The organism is Gordonia sp. YY1 (assembly GCF_009872315.1).
Lineage (GTDB): Bacteria > Actinomycetota > Actinomycetes > Mycobacteriales > Mycobacteriaceae > Gordonia > Gordonia amicalis.
The window spans coordinates 559,697-572,666 of the sequence record NZ_WXYI01000001.1 but is presented as its reverse complement, the minus strand read 5'-3'; the positions used below and the strand labels follow the sequence as shown (position 1 = coordinate 572,666).

The 12,970-nt window shown below is 68.2% G+C and carries 12 protein-coding genes; 5 read left to right on the top strand and 7 right to left on the bottom strand.

The window, feature by feature from the left end:
* Positions 1–2: 2 nt before the first annotated feature.
* The 3 genes from BPODLACK_RS02595 to BPODLACK_RS02585 all read right to left on the bottom strand — a co-directional run bounded on the left by BPODLACK_RS02595 (position 3) and on the right by BPODLACK_RS02585 (position 3,168).
* Positions 3–1,304, bottom strand: a complete 1,302-nt coding sequence (locus BPODLACK_RS02595; RefSeq protein WP_159404653.1) for a TrpB-like pyridoxal phosphate-dependent enzyme — start codon at positions 1,302–1,304, stop codon at positions 3–5.
* 150 nt (positions 1,305–1,454) lie between these two features.
* Positions 1,455–2,663, bottom strand: coding sequence for a DNA polymerase IV (dinB, locus tag BPODLACK_RS02590; protein WP_159404652.1), 1,209 nt, complete (start codon positions 2,661–2,663; stop codon positions 1,455–1,457).
* Between the two features lie 67 nt (positions 2,664–2,730).
* Positions 2,731–3,168 carry a DUF309 domain-containing protein gene (locus tag BPODLACK_RS02585; protein WP_159404707.1) on the bottom strand — a complete coding sequence of 146 codons (438 nt, stop codon included), beginning with the start codon at positions 3,166–3,168 and terminating at the stop codon, positions 2,731–2,733.
* A gap of 132 nt (positions 3,169–3,300) precedes the next feature.
* On the opposite strand from BPODLACK_RS02585, the gene BPODLACK_RS02580 reads away from it, so the two are divergent.
* Together BPODLACK_RS02580 and ilvD are read left to right on the top strand one after the other, a co-directional pair.
* Positions 3,301–4,809: an acyl-CoA synthetase gene (locus tag BPODLACK_RS02580; protein WP_159404651.1), complete on the top strand. Its 1,509-nt coding sequence runs from the start codon at positions 3,301–3,303 to the stop codon at positions 4,807–4,809.
* A gap of 94 nt (positions 4,810–4,903) precedes the next feature.
* Positions 4,904–6,619, top strand: coding sequence for a dihydroxy-acid dehydratase (gene ilvD / locus BPODLACK_RS02575; protein ID WP_024499073.1), 1,716 nt, complete (start codon positions 4,904–4,906; stop codon positions 6,617–6,619).
* A gap of 37 nt (positions 6,620–6,656) precedes the next feature.
* Here the strand turns inward: ilvD and BPODLACK_RS02570 are convergent, their stop codons facing one another.
* Together BPODLACK_RS02570 and BPODLACK_RS02565 are read right to left on the bottom strand one after the other, a co-directional pair.
* Complete coding sequence (locus BPODLACK_RS02570; protein WP_024499072.1) at positions 6,657–7,079, bottom strand: organic hydroperoxide resistance protein; 423 nt, start codon at positions 7,077–7,079, stop codon at positions 6,657–6,659.
* A gap of 43 nt (positions 7,080–7,122) precedes the next feature.
* Positions 7,123–7,569 (bottom strand): MarR family winged helix-turn-helix transcriptional regulator, encoded by a 447-nt coding sequence (locus BPODLACK_RS02565; RefSeq protein ID WP_024499071.1) that lies wholly within the window; start codon positions 7,567–7,569, stop codon positions 7,123–7,125.
* 143 nt (positions 7,570–7,712) lie between these two features.
* On the opposite strand from BPODLACK_RS02565, the gene BPODLACK_RS02560 reads away from it, so the two are divergent.
* The 3 genes from BPODLACK_RS02560 to BPODLACK_RS02550 are packed head-to-tail and all read left to right on the top strand — an operon-like array spanning position 7,713 to position 11,126.
* On the top strand, positions 7,713–9,548 hold the full coding sequence (locus tag BPODLACK_RS02560; RefSeq protein WP_024499070.1) for a hypothetical protein: 1,836 nt from the start codon (positions 7,713–7,715) through the stop codon (positions 9,546–9,548).
* A complete protein-coding gene (locus BPODLACK_RS02555) occupies positions 9,545–9,790 on the top strand; it encodes a hypothetical protein (RefSeq protein ID WP_035760547.1) in 246 nt (81 codons plus the stop codon). Before BPODLACK_RS02560 ends, BPODLACK_RS02555 begins: the two co-directional genes overlap by 4 nt.
* The gene (locus BPODLACK_RS02550; protein WP_024499068.1) at positions 9,765–11,126 is read left to right on the top strand and encodes a hypothetical protein; all 1,362 of its coding nucleotides are present in this window, start codon (positions 9,765–9,767) and stop codon (positions 11,124–11,126) included. The genes BPODLACK_RS02555 and BPODLACK_RS02550 overlap by 26 nt, the downstream gene beginning before the upstream one ends.
* 3 nt (positions 11,127–11,129) lie before the next feature.
* On the opposite strand, the gene BPODLACK_RS02545 is transcribed toward BPODLACK_RS02550, so the two are convergent.
* Entirely contained in the window at positions 11,130–11,717 is a 588-nt protein-coding gene (locus BPODLACK_RS02545; RefSeq protein WP_024499067.1) for a class I SAM-dependent methyltransferase, read from the bottom strand.
* A 42-nt stretch (positions 11,718–11,759) separates the two neighbouring features.
* Complete coding sequence (locus tag BPODLACK_RS02540) at positions 11,760–12,923, bottom strand: MalY/PatB family protein (protein WP_024499066.1); 1,164 nt, start codon at positions 12,921–12,923, stop codon at positions 11,760–11,762.
* Positions 12,924–12,970: the final 47 nt, after the last annotated feature.

Sequence of the window (12,970 nt, the reverse complement as noted above, 5' to 3'; positions counted from 1 at the left end):
GCTCAGAATTTGCCGTCGAGGAATTCCGCGTAGGCGGGAAGATCGAGCTGGCCGTGGCCCGACAGGCCGATGACCACGACCTCTTCCTTGTCACTGTCGGCGACGTGGGCGGCACACGCGGCGATGGCATGCGTCGACTCCGGGGCCGGGACGATACCCTGCGTCCGCGCGAACTGCACGCCCGCGCTGAACGCATCGTGCTGGGTGATCGCAACGCCCTGAACGAGTCCGAGCTCGACCGTGTGGCTCAGCGCCGGTGCCATACCGTGGTAGCGCAGACCACCAGCATGGATCGGATCCGGAACGAAATCCATTCCGAGCGTGTGCATCTTGAGCAGCGGCGTGAGACCGGCGACATCGCCGTGGTCGTAGCGGTACTCACCCTGGGTGATGGACGGGCAGGCGGCCGGCTCGGCCGCGACCACGCGCGGGTTCGACCGTCCGTGCAGCTTCTCCCGCAGGAACGGGAAGGAGAGTCCCGCGAGATTGGAACCGCCACCGGCACAACCGAAGACGATGTCCGCTCCGCCGGGTTCGACGGCGTTGAGCTGATCGACGGCCTCCACGCCGATGACGCTCTGGTGCAGCACGACGTGGTTGAGCACGCTGCCGAGTGCGTAGCGGGTGTCCGGATCGGAAGCGGCGACCTCGACCGCCTCACTGACCGCCATGCCGAGGCTGCCCGTGGTGTTCGGGTCCTTGGCGAGCATCGCCCGTCCCGACTCGGTCAGGTCCGAGGGGCTCGGGTGGATCGTGCCGCCGTAGGTGCGGATCAGGAAGCCACGATACGGCTTCGAGCTGTACGAGGCGCGCACCTGCCAGACCTCGACGTCGATGCCGAACTGCGCACCCGCGAAGGCGAGCGCGCTACCCCACTGCCCGGCACCGGTCTCGGTCGTCAGCTTGGTGACGCCGTCGAGGCTGTTGTAATAGGCCTGCGCGACAGCGGAATTGGTTTTGTGGCTGCCGACCGGGCTGACGCCCTCGTACTTGACGTAGATGCGCGCCTTGGTGTTGAGCGCCTGCTCGAAGCGACGTGCGCGGATCAGCGGCGACGGGCGCCACATCTGGTAGATCTCGCGGACCGGTTCGGGGATCTCGATGTAGGCCTCAGAGGAGACCTCCTGCGCGATGAGTCCGCTGGGGAACAACGCGGCGAGATCCTCGGGACCCACCGGCTCCTTGGTGCCGGGATGCAGATGCGGGGGAATCGGTGTCTCGAGCTCGGCGGCGAGGTTGTACCAGTGCGTCGGCACACCGACCGTCACCAGGTCGGGATTGGTGGCGTCTACTTGCGTGGTCATGGTCGTCCACTCTAGTGCGCGCGGCCTGTGACGTACCCCGGCCGTGGCATTCTCAGGTCACGATTTGGGGGGTCGATGGTCCTGGCGAGGACGGCATCGACGATCGGTAGAAGAAGTGGTGACCTGGCGCGCGCTACCTCTGCGAAATCCCTAATCGGGGAGCATCGGGGCGTCGTCGCCGTGGTGACGGCCGATCAGCACGGCGCGGGTGACCGAATCCCGGCCGAACCGGTCACGCAGAAGATCCATCGTGGCGTCGAGCTGTTCGGCATGATCGGTGTCGAACGGCAGGGTCAGCTGGATGTTGTCGTGGTCGTCGAGGTTGGTCAGCGACAATCCGACGAGAGTGCAGCCGCGCTCCCGGATGATCGGCATCGCGTCGGCGAGGAGGCCACGCGCCGACGCCATGATGAGGTCGGTGCGGTCGGTGGGCTCAGGGAGGGTGCGGGAGCGGGTCGCGCGGGCGAAGTCATCGAAACGCAGCCGCAGAACGACTGTGCGACAGACCCTCTCGGCCGTCCGCAACCGCTTACCGAGGCGTTCGACGATCGCCACGATGGTCGCCTCGAGGTCGGCCTCGGACTTTGGCCGACGCCCGAGCGCGCGTTGCGAACCGATCGAGGATCGGCGCTTACCGGTCTCGACCCGACGCGGGTCCTGCGCCATCGAGAGGGCGAACAGGTGCCGTCCCGCGCCCGATCCGACGACCGCGCGTAGCGATCGCTCACCCATCGCGGCCAGCTGACCGACGGTCTCGACTCCGGCGTCGTGCAGCTTGGACTCCGTCACCGGCCCGACGCCCCACAGCCGACGCACCGGCAGGGGATGGAGAAACGCGAGCTCGGTGCCGGGCGCGACGATCAGCAGACCGTCGGGCTTGCCGACGGCGCTGGCCACCTTCGCCAGGAACTTGCTGCGCGCACCACCGACGGTGATCGGCAGGCCGACCTCCTCACGCACTCGAACCCGGATCGTCGAGGCGATGTCGTGCGGGGTCCCGCTGATCCGGCCCAGGCCGCCGACGTCGAGGAATGCCTCGTCGACCGAGATGCCCTCGACCACCGGAGTGGTGTCATGGAAGATGTTGAAGACCTCGCGGCTGGCCTCCATGTAGGCGTCGAACCGGGGCCGGACGACCACGGCATCAGGGCAGAGCGCCCGAGCCTCGTGACCGGGCATCGGCGACCGCACTCCCCTGGCCTTGGCCTCGTAGCTCGCGGCCAGCACAACTCCTCCGCCCACCAGCACGGGGCGTCCCCGCAGGGTCGGGTCGTCCCGTTGCTCGACCGATGCGTAGAAGGAGTCGAGATCGGCATGCAGGATCGTTGCCTCCTGCCGCTCCCGCCGCTCGATCCGCATAGAACATATGTTCGCATACCGGTGCGACAACTCGGCCCTACCGGCGATGACACTCGGCCGGACCACCTCAGGTCGGTTCGGCCTCGTCGATCTCGTCGAGCACGCAGTCGCGGATCGCCGTCAGATCCATCTCGTACCTCACTCCGCCGGCGTTCTCGTACTCGACGAGTCGCGCGGCCGCCCGATCGTAGAGGCGTCGGGCACCGACAGTGTTTCCGCGTCGATGATGCGTCAGCGCCACGCAGAGCTGGGCGAGCCCCTGCCACAGGGGACGTTCCTCGGCCGGACAGGACTTCCATCGCGTCTCGAACACCTCGTGGGCGGAGAACGGCCGGCCGTCCTCGAGCAGCCGCCACGCGAATGCGATCGTCTCGTGCGGTGGCAACGGCTCCTCGGGCACCGGCTCGACGCCCGGCGCACCGTACGGCAGCGGGCGACCCAGTTCGTCACGCGGCCGAGCCTGTCGGGCGCGACCGTCGGGATCCCGATCTCGGTCTTTTCCCATGGGCCACATCTCCATCGCGTCGATCTCCGATTCGTGCTGTCCTTCGACTGTGACAGACGCCCTGCGCAGGTGCCGGACGCGGCAGGGGGTGTGTGCCACCGCCGGGATTGCAGCAGTCATTCTGATGAGGTGATGACCCCCACTTCGAACACCGTCGACGGAGTGCTGCGCCGCACTGCCGCGAGATTCCCCGACCGCGCCGCCCTGCATTTCGGCGACGACACCCTCACCTACCGCGAACTCGACGACGCGGTGACCCGCGCCGCCGCGCACCTCCTCTCCCTCGGCCTGGCCAAGGGTGATCGCGTGGCCGGCTACGGCACCAACTCGCACGCCTACGTCATCGGCTACCTCGCCGCGGCGCGTGCCGGACTCGTGCACGTGCCGATCAACTACGCGTTGCGCGGCGGCGAGCTGAGCTACCTCCTCGAGCAGTCCGGTGCGCGCGCCGTGCTCGTCGACCCGGGTCTCACCGACAACCTCGACGCCGTCATCGACGTCGTGCCGGCCGAGTTCGTGCTCCCCCTGCGCGACGCCGATGATTCGCTGATCGCCATCGCCACCGCGGGAGACGTGCCCGCACTGGACGTCGCGGTGGAGGACACCGACCTGGTCCAGTTCCTCTACACCTCGGGCACGACGTCGAAGCCCAAGGGCGCCATGATGACCCACCGCGCGCTCATCCACGAGTACACCTCGTCGATCATCGCCCTGGATCTCGACTCCGACGACAACCCGCTGATCTGTATGCCGCTCTACCACTCGGCGGGAATGCACGTCTTCATGGTTCCTTATCTGGCGGTGGGCGCCACGGTCCGGCTGATGCCGGCACCGGACATCCCCGAGATCCTGCGCCTCGTCGAGGAATACAAGATCGGTTCGCTGTTCCTGGCACCCACGGTGTGGGTGCCGCTGGCCGCGCATCCCGACCTCGAGACCCGCGACCTGTCGTCGTTGCGGAAGGCGCAGTACGGTGCGTCGATCATGCCGGTCACCGTCCTGCAGCGCCTCCGCGAGCGCTACCCCGATCTGGGCTTCTACAACTGCTTCGGCCAGTCCGAGATCGGTCCGCTGGCAACGGTTCTCCGCCCCGAGGAGCACGACGCCCGACCCGCCTCGTGCGGCCGGCCGGTGTTCTTCGTCGAGACCCGCGTCGTCGACGCCGACGGCAACGACGTACCCGTCGGTGAGCCGGGTGAGATCCTGTACCGCTCACCGCAGCTGTGCCAGGGCTACTGGGACAACCCGGCCGCGACCGACGAGGCCTTCCGGGGCGGCTGGTTCCACTCCGGTGACCTCGTCACGCGCGACGAGGAGGGTTACGTCACCGTCGTCGACCGCATCAAGGACGTCATCAACACCGGTGGCATCCTCGTCGCCTCACGCGAGGTCGAGGATGCGATCTACACCCACGACGCCGTGGCGGAGGTCGCGGTGATCGGCACCCCGGACGACAAGTGGATCGAGGCGATCACCGCGGTCGTCGTGCTGCGCGCCGAGGCTGCGGTCACCGAGGCCGAGCTGATCGACCACGTCAAGCAACAGCTCGCGCCGTTCAAGGTCCCGAAGCTGGTGAAGTTCGTCGAGGAACTGCCGCGCAACCAGAGCGGCAAGCTGCTCAAGCGGGAGCTGCGCGCCTAGAGATCCGCTGTCCGACCAGATCAGGTTGCGTTTGTGCCCGCACTCCGGGATCAAACGCAACCTGATCACTTTCGCGGGCCACTACGGTGGGTTCATGACCAACCGAACAGAGACGGGCGTCGAAGCCGACATCAAGCCGCGCAGTCGCGACGTCACGGACGGCCTGGAGAAGACCGCCGCCCGTGGCATGCTCCGCGCGGTGGGCATGGGCGACGACGACTGGGCGAAACCCCAGATCGGAGTGGGGTCGTCGTGGAACGAGATCACCCCGTGCAACCTCTCGCTCGACCGGCTGGCCAAGGCCGTCAAGGGCGGCGTCCACGAGGGCGGCGGTTATCCCCTCGAATTCGGCACCATCTCGGTCTCCGACGGCATCTCGATGGGTCACGAGGGCATGCACTTCTCGTTGGTCTCCCGCGAGGTGATCGCCGACAGCGTGGAAACCGTGATGAGTGCCGAACGGCTCGACGGTTCGGTGCTGCTCGCCGGCTGCGACAAGTCCCTGCCCGGCATGCTCATGGCCGCCGCCCGGCTCGATCTCGCGTCGGTGTTCCTCTACGCCGGGTCGACGCTGCCCGGATACGCCACGCTGTCCGACGGCGAAGAACGTCAGGTCACCATCATCGACGCCTTCGAGGCGGTGGGCGCATGCGCCCGCGGGCTCATGAGCCGCGAGGACGTCGACACCATCGAACGCGCCATCTGCCCGGGTGAGGGTGCGTGCGGCGGCATGTACACGGCCAACACGATGGCCAGCGCCGCCGAGGCACTCGGGATGTCCCTACCCGGCAGCGCTGCTCCCCCGGCTCCGGACAAGCGACGGGACCAGTTCGCCCGGCAGAGCGGAGTGGCCGTCGTCGAGATGCTGCGCCGCGGAATCACCGCGCGCGACATCATGACCCGCGAGGCCTTCGAGAACGCGATCGCCGTCGTGATGGCGTTCGGCGGGTCCACCAACGCGGTGCTCCACCTGCTCGCCATCGCCAACGAGGCCGAGGTCGAGTTGTCGCTCGACGATTTCATCCGCGTGGGCGCCCGCGTCCCTCACCTCGCCGACGTCAAACCGTTCGGGCGGCACGTGATGACCGACGTCGACCGCATCGGTGGTGTGCCGGTGGTGATGAAGGCCCTCCTCGACGCCGGGCTGCTGCACGGCGACTGCCTGACGGTGACCGGCAAGACGGTCGCGGAGAACCTCGCGCACATCGCCCCGCCCGACCCCGACGGACAGGTCCTGCGCGCCACCAAGTCGCCCATCCACCCGACCGGGGGCATCACCATCCTCAAGGGATCGCTGGCTCCGGAAGGGGCCGTGGTGAAGTCGGCGGGCTTCGACTCCGACGTATTCGAGGGCACCGCACGGGTTTTCGACCGCGAGCGCGCCGCCATGGATGCACTCGAGGACGGCACGATCACCGCCGGCGACGTCGTCGTCATCCGCTACGAAGGCCCCAAGGGCGGACCGGGGATGCGCGAGATGCTGGCCATCACCGGCGCCATCAAGGGCGCGGGCCTCGGCAAGGACGTCCTCCTGATGACCGACGGCCGGTTCTCGGGCGGCACCACTGGTCTGTGCGTGGGCCACGTTGCACCGGAGGCCGTCGACGGTGGCCCCATCGCCCTGGTCCGCGACGGGGATCGCATCCGCCTCGACGTGGGTCGCGGCCTCCTCGACCTTCTCGTCGACGACGCCGAACTCGAGGCTCGCGCAAAGGAGTTCACTCCCCTGCCACCCCGGTACACGCGTGGCGTCCTGGCGAAGTACTCGAAGCTGGTCACGTCCGCTTCGCAGGGAGCCGTCTGCCGCTGACGGCCCCCTGCGGAGCTGCTCTACCGGCGAGGCTCGATCAGTCGTCGACGACGATGACGTTGACGTCGATGTTGCCGCGGGTGGCGTTGGAGTAGGGGCAGACCTGATGCGCACGGTCGGCGAGAGCCTGCGCCTGGTCCTGGGGAAGGTCGGGGATGACGACCTCGAGAGTGACAGCGAGCTGGAAGCCGCCCTGCTCGTCGGCGCCGATGCCGACCTTGGCACCGACGCTCGAATCGCCCAGCGTGGCCTTGGCCTCGCGCGCCACCGCCTGCAGGGCGGAGTGGAAGCAGGCGGCATAACCCGCGGCGAAGAGCAGCTCGGGGTTGGCGGCACCGCCGGCACCACCCATCTCGCGCGGAATGGCGAGGTCGGTGTCGACGAAGCCGTCGGTGGTGCGGACGTGGCCGTTGCGCCCCGCGCCGGTGGCCAGGGCTTCTGCGGTGTAGAGGGTGTTCATGATTGTCTCCTTCAACTGGTTGGCGATGACTTGACTCCCTTGATCAGTTACGCGGCAGCCGGCCGCGCGCCTGATCGGTGACCTTGTGCGCCAGCGCATGCAGGGTCGACGCCTCGTCGTAGGTGAGGTCCAGGTTGTCCACCAGGCATCCTTGGATCCGGCCGCCCTGGCTACGCAGCGCATCCCCTTCCCGGGTCAGGTGGACATGAACCACACGGGCATCCTCGGCCGAAGGTTCGCGGGCGATGTACCCGGCCCGCTCGAGACGACGGAGTAGCGGCGACAACGTGCCGCTGTCGAGCTGGAGCCGCTCGCCCAGTTCCCGCACGGTGAGCCCGTCCTGTTCCCAGAGGGCGAGCAGCACGAGGTACTGGGGAAACGTGAGCCCGAACTCGGACAGCACCTCTCGGTAGAGGCCGGTGACAGCCCGGGTGGCGGCATACAACGAGAAACAGAGCTGTCGGTCGAGGGGCTCCGGATTGGTGGGCACGTTCCAGAACAGTAGTGCACAACTTAATTGTGCACAACCTAGTTTCCGCCTGCGCGTCGCGACGACATCACCCGTCCGTGTCCCAAAGTCGGAGTTTGACCGACCGCCTCCCGGGACATGACCAAGATGTGCATACTTCGTCCATGACAACAAGCGATGGCACGTCACTCCATCTCGCCGCCGAGGGCGGCGGTGCGGCGCTCGACCAGGTGTTCCTGATGTCCGCGGCAGCCGCAGTCGTGTCGATCGGTCTGCTCTGGATCGGATACCTACACCGCACGCGCAAGATCACGTGGCTGACCACCCTGGCCGACTGGGCGGCGCGCCGCGTCAACCGACCCCCGTGGGCGGCGCTGCCGATCTTCCTGTTCACCAGCACGATCATCTGCGCCCTGTTCGGCTTCCTCTGGGACGTCAGCCTGCACATCGGTGACGGCCGCGACGAGGGACCGCTCGCCAACCCGGCGCACTACTTCATCCTGGTGGGCCTGTTCCTGCTGTTCATCTCCGGCATGCTGTCGGTCTTCCTGCCCTTCGACAAGCCCGGCCGCGCGGCCGTCCGGATCACCCGCCACTGGTACGCGCCGGTCGGCGGAATCCTGTTGGCGGGCTGCGGCTTCTATGCCCTGGTGGGCTTCCCGCTGGACGACGTCTGGCACCGTATCTTCGGTCAGGACGTCACGCTCTGGGGTCCGACGCACCTGATGCTGATCGGGGGCGCGGGACTGTCGCTCATCGCGGTCGTCATCCTCGACCGCGAGGGCAGGGCCGCGATGGGCCCCGACCTCCCGCCGGACGGGCGCGGGCAGTGGCTGGTCCGCTGCCTGGCGTTCGGTGGCCTGGTGATCGGCATGTCGGTCTTCCAGATCGAGTACGACTTCGGTGTCGAGCAGTTCCGGCTCGTGCTGCAGCCGATGATGATCGCCGGTGCCGGTGCGTTCGCCCTCGTCGCCGCGCGGATCAGCCTCGGGCCGGGTAGTGCCCTGGTCGCAGCGGTGTTCGCGATCCTGCTGCGTGGCGTCGTCGCGGTCGTGGTCGGGCCGGCGCTCGGCGCGCCGATCAACGTGTTCCCCCTCTACCTCGGCGCGGCCGTGGTCGTCGAGTTGCTCGCGTTGACGCCGCTCATCAAGCGCCGCGTGCTCTTCGGTGCGGTGGCGGGCCTGGGGGTCGCGACGATCGGACTCTGGATCGAATCCTGGTGGATCGCCGCGGCATATCCGTTCCCCTGGGTCACCGGCATGTGGGGCGAAGCGCTGGCGATGGCCGTCCCGGTCGGCGTGGTGGCGGGTCTGTGCGGCGGCCTGCTGGGCCTCGTCTCGGTCGGTGAGCGACTGCCGCGACGCTGGATCAGCATCACCGCCGTCGTGCTCTCGGTGGTGGTGATAGGCGGGGCGGTCGCAAACGGCCTGCGGGTCTCCGTACCCGCCGACATGACCGCCCGGGTCGTCCTGACCCCCGCCGGACCGAACGATGCCGCCGAGCAGAACGTCACGGCCGAAGTTTTCCTCGATCCGGCCGACGCGATCAGCGGTGACCCCGAGTGGGTGACGCTGATGTCCTGGCAGGGCGGGGTCGACAACGATCGCGGCATCGTCATCGACCGGCTCGAGCGGGTAGGCCCCAACCAGTTCCGGTCCACCGAACCGATCCCGGTGTCGGGGTCGTGGAAGACCATCCTGCGTGTGCAGGACGGCACCACCATGGCCGGTGTGCCGGTGTATCTGCCGGCGGACCCCGCGATCGGTGCGGAGGGTGAGCCGGCCCAGCAGACGTCGACGAAACCGTTCGTCTCGGAGATCTCGATCCTCCAGCGCGAGCGCACCTTCGACTATCCGTCGTGGCTGTTCGGCGCCGCAGCCGTGGTGGTGCTGGTCTGTTCACTGTTGCTCATCGCCGCGCTGTCGTGGGGAGCCGGCCGGGTCAACTCCCGTGAGGCGACCTCGGGCGCGCGGAAACCCGAATTGCAGCCCCAACAATGATCGCCGCCGCACCGGACCCGGTGGTCCACCACCTCGCCACGCATCCCCTGATACTGGCGCTGCCCGCGGTGATCCCCGCGTTCATCCTGGTGGGCGTCATCATCGCGATCGCGATCGCCGATCGTCGTCGAGGAGATGACGACGAGGACCCCATCGAGGATTCCACCGGAGATCGCACCGAGAACCCCACCGACGCACCGACCTGGAACGAGGCCGATGACCCCGACCGCGAGGCCGACTGAGACTCTGCTCGCCCACGGGCTGGGCGGCTCGGAGTTCCTGCCCGTCCCGCTGACCGCGGTCCTGATCGGCGGTGCGTGGGCGCTGACCATCTCCTTCGCGGTGATCGCCTTCGCCTGGCGCACTCCGCGATACGGGCGATCCGACGCCGGGCGCGAGCTCCCCGGGTGGGTGACCTCGACCGTCGACAACCGATGGCTTCGTGGGGTACTCGCCGGTGCCGCACTGATACTCACCGCGTGGCTGGTGGTGGCCGCGTTCGGGCCGTCCCACGACAACCCCCTGCCGGGCTCGTTCTACGTACTGCTGTGGGTGGGCATGATCGTGCTGTCGGTGCTGATCGGCCCGGTGTGGCGACTGCTGTCACCGATCCGCACCGTGCTGCGGATCGCGCGCGGGATCTTCGGGTCCCGGGTCGTCGGCCTGACGGACTATCCCCGACGCCTCGGCTGGTGGCCGGCTGCGTTCGGACTCTTCGCCTTCGTCTGGCTCGAACTGGCCTCCCCGGAACCGAATTCGGTCTCATCGGTGCGGATCTGGCTGCTCTGCTATCTCGCGATCACCCTCGTGGGCGGCATCATCTGCGGGCTTCGCTGGACCGAGGATGCCGATCCGTTCGCGGTCTACAGCACGGTCGCCTCCCGCCTCTCCCCGTTCGCGAAGAACCCCGACGGTCGCGTGATCGTGCGCAGTCCGATGAACTCGCTGACCACCCTGCCGATCCGGCCCGGCACCGTCACCGTGCTCGCAATCCTGCTCGGGTCCACCGCATTCGACAGCTTCTCGGCCTTCCCCCAGTGGCAGGACTTCGTCGCCGAGCAGGCCGGTGGCGACGGAGCCGACGGCAACCAGGCGATCGCCACCCTGCTCTCGACCGCCGGGCTGCTGGTGTTCGTCGGCGTTGTCGCGGTGACGTTCTGGTCGGCGGCACGCGCCGTCGGCGGTGTGCAACCCGATCTGCGCCGTCGGCTACCGGGCCTGATGGCACACTCACTCGTCCCGATCGTCATCGGCTACATCCTCGCCCACTATCTGCAGTCGCTCGTCGAGCAGGGGCAGGAAGCCATCCTGGCCCTGGGCGATCCGCTGGGCCGGGGATGGAACTTGTTGTGGCTCAGCGATGCCCACCCGGTGTACATCATGTCGGATCACCCGACCGTCACGGTGACGCTCAAGGTCGTGTTCGTGGTCGGCGGACACATGCTGGGAGTGGCCGCCGCGCACGACGCCTCACTGCGGCTCCTGCCGCGACGACATCAGCTGACCGGACAGCTCACCATGATGGTGACGATGGTCTGCTACACGTTCCTCGGGCTGTATCTGCTGTTCGGCGGCTAGGGATCACCGGCGTCGTGCCCGGAACACGACGTCATGCGTGTGGTGACCGCCGCCGGCGGCCTTGCCGCGTTCGCGCGTCTCGTCGGTGACGATCTCCCAGTCGTCGTCGAGAAGTGTCGCGAAACCGCCCGGCTGCACGAAATCGTCGGGATCGAAGCCGTGCGCCCGCACACCCTCCGGCGCATGTGCGACCACCAGCAGGGATCCGCCCGGGCCGACCGCGGCGACGAGCTTGCGCGCGACCTCGATCTCCGCGACGGGGATCGGGAAGTAGTGCAGCGCGACCAGACCGAAGTCGTCACCGGGGACGGGATCGACAACGAGGTCGGCACGGGTCCAGGTGATCGGCAGGTCGCCGCTGATCTCGCGTGCTCGGTCGAGTGCCACCTGCGAGATGTCGACGGCGGTCACCTGCCAGCCGCGTTTCGCCAGCCAGCGGGCGTCGGCGCCCTCCCCCGACCCGACGTCGAGCGCGGTGCCGGGCGCCAACCCCTCGGTCTCGGTGATCAGCGCCGGATTGACGTCCGCGGTCCACAACCGCTCCGCGTTGCCGTATCGCTCGTCCCACTCGGCGGCCCGCTCGTTTCCCATTCCCGATTCATAGCACTTCACCGCGGCAGGCGCGGGTTCGAGCTATGAAACGGGCGAGTTGTCGACGACTCGGGCGATCCGCTCGATCGCCTCGGTGAGCACCTCCGGCGAACACGCGACGTTCAGCCGCGCGAAACCCCTACCCGGCGAGCCGAACGCGGGGCCGTAGTGCAGCGCGACCCGGCCGTGTTCGAGGATCGGCAGGCCCGGGTTGTCGCCGAGGCCGGCGTCGCGGAAGTCGAGCCACGCCAGGTACGACGCACTCGGCCGTGCATAGCCGACAGCCGGAAGATGCTCGGCCAGAAGCTGATCCAGGAGATCCAGGCTCTCGCCGATGACTTCCAGGGTGGCGTCGAGCCAGTCGTCGCCGTGAGCGAAGGCCGCTTCGGTCGCGGCGCGACCGAGGATGGACGTTCGATAGTGCACCTCGTCGGGCTGGCCTGCGACGATCGTCCGGGTCGTATCGGAGGTGGCGACCATCAGCGCACACTTGGCCCCGGCGAGGTTGAACGCCTTGCTCGCCGAATGCGCCGCGATGCCGACCTCGCGCGCGGTGTCGCTCACCGTCAGGAACGGGACGAACCCGACCCCGGGATGGACCAGCGGTGCGTGGATCTCGTCGCTGACCACGATCGCACCGTACGACGCGGCGAGCTCGGCCAGCCGTTCCAGATCGGATGCGTCGTGGACGAGTCCGACGGGATTGTGCGGGTGACACAGCAGAACCGCTCGCGCACCCGACTTCAGTGCCGCCTCGATGCCGTCGAGATCCATCCGCCGGACCAGGTCGTCGAGCAACGGCACCTCGACGACGGTTCCGCCGGCCTCCGGGATGAGCTCGAAGAACGGCGGGTACACCGGCGGCATCAGGATGACGCCGGCACCCGGGCCGATCGCCGAGCGCAGCGTCTCGACGATCACGACACTGACATCGGTGGTGAGCGCGACATCGTCCGCACCGACCTCCCAGTTCCATCGCCGATCCGCGAAACCGGCGAAAGCCGTTCCGACGCCGCCCGAGTCACCGGCATACCCGACATCCGACGCCCGGATACGGTCGATCATCGCCTCCGCGACCACAGGTGCGAGCTGGTAATCCATCTCCGCGATGAACAGCGGCAACACGTCGTCGGGATGAGTGGACCACTTCGAGCTGGTGCGGCGTCGGAGTTCCTCGAGCGACGGTGCGGCGGGTCTCGGTGTCACGCGGTCCTTGGTACCACCCTTCGAGACGCCCTCCGCAAGCTCCGGGC

Bases quoted from the DNA above. Each gene is read 5' to 3' on its own strand.
- BPODLACK_RS02555 (WP_035760547.1), top strand. From the start codon at position 9,545: ATGATCGCCGCCGCACCGGACCCGGTGGTCCACCACCTCGCCACGCAT.
- BPODLACK_RS02595 (WP_159404653.1), bottom strand. From the start codon at position 1,304: ATGACCACGCAAGTAGACGCCACCAATCCCGACCTGGTGACGGTCGGT.
- BPODLACK_RS02580 (WP_159404651.1), top strand. From the start codon at position 3,301: ATGACCCCCACTTCGAACACCGTCGACGGAGTGCTGCGCCGCACTGCC.
- BPODLACK_RS02585 (WP_159404707.1), bottom strand. From the start codon at position 3,168: ATGGGAAAAGACCGAGATCGGGATCCCGACGGTCGCGCCCGACAGGCT.
- dinB (WP_159404652.1), bottom strand. From the start codon at position 2,663: ATGCGGATCGAGCGGCGGGAGCGGCAGGAGGCAACGATCCTGCATGCC.
- ilvD (WP_024499073.1), top strand. From the start codon at position 4,904: ATGACCAACCGAACAGAGACGGGCGTCGAAGCCGACATCAAGCCGCGC.
- BPODLACK_RS02570 (WP_024499072.1), bottom strand. From the start codon at position 7,079: ATGAACACCCTCTACACCGCAGAAGCCCTGGCCACCGGCGCGGGGCGC.
- BPODLACK_RS02550 (WP_024499068.1), top strand. From the start codon at position 9,765: ATGACCCCGACCGCGAGGCCGACTGAGACTCTGCTCGCCCACGGGCTG.
- BPODLACK_RS02560 (WP_024499070.1), top strand. From the start codon at position 7,713: ATGACAACAAGCGATGGCACGTCACTCCATCTCGCCGCCGAGGGCGGC.
- BPODLACK_RS02545 (WP_024499067.1), bottom strand. From the start codon at position 11,717: ATGGGAAACGAGCGGGCCGCCGAGTGGGACGAGCGATACGGCAACGCG.